Consider the following 3,897-nt stretch of genomic DNA (forward strand, 5'->3'; position numbering starts at 1 on the left):
AAGCGGGACAAGGCTTTCCAGTTCGGGGCAACTCATTTCACGACGTCGATGACCGAAGCCACCGCTTTGGTTGGCGACCTGACGCGTGGCGTGATGGCCGACTCGGCCTTGCTGACGGTCGGGCTTCTCGAGGGCCCCATGATCGGTGAGGCGCTTGACATCGTCCGCAAGGGCGGCGCCGTGGTGCTGACGGCGCTGGCACCGATCACCGACGTGACGCCGACCCTCCCACTGGCGATGTTCACACTGTTTCAAAAACGGCTGCTGGGCAGTCTTTACGGCGAGGCCAATCCGCGCGCCGATATTCATCGACTGCTCAGCCTCTACCGCGAGGGCAAGCTTTTGCTCGACGAGACGGTGACCGCCGAGTACAAACTCAACGACATCAACGAGGCCTATGACGATATGTTGGCGGGCAGCAATATTCGCGGCGTCATCATCCACGACCACTGAGTCACATGGCCCGGAACCCATCATGTGCGAGGGCTAAAAGGACGAAGTCGTCCCACGCTGGCTCAGCACTGCGACAATGCTCGTACGTCGCTGCCGGCCGACAGCGTCAACGCGACCCGATGGGGCGGTATCTGCGGTGAAGCGGCTGAACGGGATGGACGCACTGCTGCTCTACAGCGAGACGCCGAACCTACATACTCATACTTTGAAGATTGCGATCGTCGATGCGACCGACTATCCCGGTGAATTCAACTACGAGGTGTTTCGTCGCACCTTCAGTGGACGGCTACACCTGCTCGACCCGTTGCGCTACCGACTGGTCGGGATTCCATGGCGGCTGCATCACCCGATGTGGCTGGAAGATTGCGATGTCGATGTTGATTACCATCTGCGGCGAACGCACGTGCCGGCACCTGGCGGCCGGCGAGAACTAGACCAGATCGTCGGCGACATCGCCAGTACCCCGCTGGACCGACGCCGTCCACTGTGGGAGTTTTACTTCGCCGAAGGCATGGCGGACCACAAGTTCGCGCTCATCGGCAAGATTCACCATGCGTTGGCTGACGGCGTGGCATCGGCGAATCTGCTTGCCAGGGCTATGGATTCGAATGGACAATCGCAAGTGGGGCCCCCGAGCGTCACTGACAGCGTGCCACCAACAAAAAGCGAACTTCTGCGCGCGGCCCGGCGGGATCACGTACAGCAAGTTGCCGCGCTACCCGGAGTGATCAAAGACGCAGCTTCGGGATTTCGGCGCATCCGCCGGCGTTCGCGAGAACGCGTCGAGCAACCAGACCTGGCCGGACCGTTGCAGGCGCCGCCGTCGTTCATCAATCACGTGATCCCGCCGGCAAGAACATTCGCGACCACGACACTGTCCCTCGCTCAGGTGAAAGAAACAGCAAAGCGCGTCGAAGTCACGCTCAACGTCGTCGTGCTGGCGATCACAGCGGGTGCGTTACGGGAGCTCTTACTCGGTTACGACGGCAGGGCCGATCGTCCGCTCGTCGCGTCAATCTTGGCCAGCACCGACAAATCACCGAACCGGATAACCGGCAACGAGCTGAGCGGAATGGCCGTCTCGATTCCCGTCCACATCGACGACGTTGCGGAGCGGGTCCGGCTGACTTCGGTGGCCGATGCGATTGCCAAGGAAGACCATGAACTCTTCGGCCCTGATACGTATGGCAGGTTGGTCGCATACCTTCCGCCCATCGCCGCTCCCCCGGTGTTTCAATGGTTGTCGAAACGAAGCAGCCGCAACAGAATATTCAATCTCCCGATCTCCAACGTTCCAGGACCTCGCGAGCGCGGCAGCTTCGGCGGCGCGCCGGTCAGCGAGATTTACTCTGCTGGACCGCTTCCACCCGGATGCGGCATCAACATCACGGTGTGGAGCTATGTCGATCAGCTCAACATATCGGTAATCGCGGATGATCGGACGCTCCACGATACCCACGAGATGACCGATGCGATGTTGCACTCGTTCAGTGAAATCCGCCGCGGGGCAGGGCTTTCCGAGGAATTGATCGAGGTTCGCTCAGCCATGCCCCGAGCGAGCACCGTCTAACCAAGCACTGGCAGCCGGCGCTGCTTAGCCAACCGGTCAAGGGCGGTCTGCATCACCAATCGGACATGAGCATCGACCCGCTCGACGTCAGGGTTCTCGCCGAACTGAGCGAAAAGGTCGATCGCCTTCAACGCCTGCGTGACGATTTTCGTTGGCAGCGGGACGTTTACCGGGACGAGCATACTGAGCCCGAACGGGAAGCCAATGGTAAGTGGCAAGATGTCGGAGCGCAGGCGGCCCAAGCCGAGTCGTTTAGCCAGCCAGGTCCCCCGATTCAGAAACAGCTGGCTTTCTTGACCGCCGATCGACACCGCCGGCACGATCGGCGCTTTCGCCTCGATGGCGGTCCTGACATAGCCGACGCGGCCGTTGAAGTCGATGACATTCTGCGCCAGGGTCGGCCGGTAGGCGTCGTAAACGCCGCCGGGAAAGTTCAAGACGACGCCGCCCGACCGCAGCGCCGCGGCGGCGTTCTTTTTGCCGGCGTGGATAAGACCGATACGGGTAACCCAGTCAGACATCGGGCCCAGGAAAAGCCCGTCATGGCCGAGGATGTAAAGCGGGCGCTGGTAGCCAAACGTGTTGTAGAAGCCCGAGGCGAAGATCAGCACATCAGGGGTGAGGATTCCGCCAGAATGGTTGGAAACCACCAGTGCCCCGCCCGTACGGGGAAATGAATCCAGCCCGCGCACTTCGGGCCGAAACCAACGTTTGGCCAGCGGGGTAGCCGCATCGATCAATCGTCTGGTGAGTCCGGGGTCCCAGCCAGCGGAATCGCCGCTGCCGATCTCGTCTGCTGTCATATACCGTCGCAATCTTGAGCTGAACAAAAATTAGGTCGAGTTGGGGCTCTTAACGCCGTTGGCGCAACACGGACAACCCCGGGCCGTCGAGCATCTGCAGTAGTGCGCCGCGGCCACAGACGCTCATCATCAGAGCCGCGACGGGCCCGCTGATCTCAGCTCCCTCCCGCCACGTCCGATTTATGTCGGTCGCGGAAAGCCGAATTCGACGAAGCCTCCCGAACGGCAGGAAACCAATCGGCCAGCGGCCGGTGAGGAAATCCATCGCCAGTGCTGCTAACTGGCCATCCGGCTCGAATGGGAGGCCGAGCGGAATCCTGATGTCGCCGCTATGCACCAAGATGTCAGCGAGCGGGCCAAGGGGCCCAAACACCGGCGAACTGATCGGCCGGTCGGCGTGTTTACGAATGCCGGCGACGAGCTCGGCGGTCGGCGACTGCGCCCGCCGGCGTGCCAACTCATCGATTCCGCGGCCTAGGCTTCCCCGCCGAATCGCCATCTGAAGAAAGCCGGACATGCCGTCGTCCACGGTGCTCACCACGTGCGCCGCTACCGTTTTGACGTTCCAACCCAGACACAAGCTCGGTGTTGCCAACTGCGCTTCATCGAGCTCGTCGAGCAGATCCGCAAGCTGACGTCGCTCTTCGGCGACAGCGGCAAACACAAACTGATGGTCGATGAGCGCCCCTCCTGCACCGGTTAGAAACAAGCTTGACGACACCACCGTACTCGGACCATATATTTGGTTCAACGCCGCACCGGGTGAGCCCAGGGAATGTGTTCGCCCTAATCCTGCTCACTCGACGGCGCCCAGATATGGGTAGGTTCGTCGCGTCCCCGCAGGACGGCCTCGGCGCACGGAGTCCAATAACGGCGCTCGGCTGCGTCGGCGCGCTCGATTGCCGCCGCCGAACTCCCGATCCGTTGGTCCAGCGTCTTGGCGAAATCGGCCAACCGTGCCGCCTCGTTGACCGCATCGCCGACAACGGTGTATTCGTAACGGTTTTCGGCGCCGATGTTTCCGGCGAACACCGGTCCTGCCGATACGCCAATCCCGAAATCGACCATCGG

General features: G+C 61.6%; 5 protein-coding genes. 2 read left to right on the forward strand and 3 right to left on the reverse strand.

Going from position 1 to position 3,897, the window contains the following annotated elements; translation table 11 throughout:
- Both VN856_RS18435 and VN856_RS18440 read left to right on the forward strand, forming a co-directional pair.
- Positions 1–453: zinc-binding dehydrogenase (locus VN856_RS18435; RefSeq protein ID WP_325691613.1), on the forward strand; the 453-nt coding region annotated here is incomplete at its 5' end.
- Between the two features lie 136 nt (positions 454–589).
- Positions 590–2,023, forward strand: a complete 1,434-nt coding sequence (locus VN856_RS18440; protein ID WP_325691615.1) for a wax ester/triacylglycerol synthase family O-acyltransferase — start codon at positions 590–592, stop codon at positions 2,021–2,023.
- Here the strand turns inward: VN856_RS18440 and VN856_RS18445 are convergent.
- The 3 genes from VN856_RS18445 to VN856_RS18455 all read right to left on the reverse strand — a co-directional run.
- Positions 2,020–2,826 carry a lysophospholipid acyltransferase family protein gene (locus VN856_RS18445; protein ID WP_325691617.1) on the reverse strand — a complete coding sequence of 269 codons (807 nt, stop codon included), beginning with the start codon at positions 2,824–2,826 and terminating at the stop codon, positions 2,020–2,022. The two genes, VN856_RS18440 and VN856_RS18445, sit on opposite strands and share 4 nt — an antisense overlap.
- Before the next feature lie 49 nt (positions 2,827–2,875).
- The gene (locus tag VN856_RS18450) at positions 2,876–3,505 is read right to left on the reverse strand and encodes a maleylpyruvate isomerase family mycothiol-dependent enzyme (RefSeq protein WP_325691621.1); all 630 of its coding nucleotides are present in this window, start codon (positions 3,503–3,505) and stop codon (positions 2,876–2,878) included.
- 107 nt (positions 3,506–3,612) lie between these two features.
- A partial coding sequence (locus VN856_RS18455; protein WP_325691619.1) for an adenylate/guanylate cyclase domain-containing protein occupies positions 3,613–3,897 on the reverse strand: 285 nt, incomplete at its 5' end.

Origin of the sequence: Mycobacterium sp. (assembly GCF_035603715.1) — a bacterium.
Classification (GTDB): Bacteria; Actinomycetota; Actinomycetes; order Mycobacteriales; family Mycobacteriaceae; genus Mycobacterium.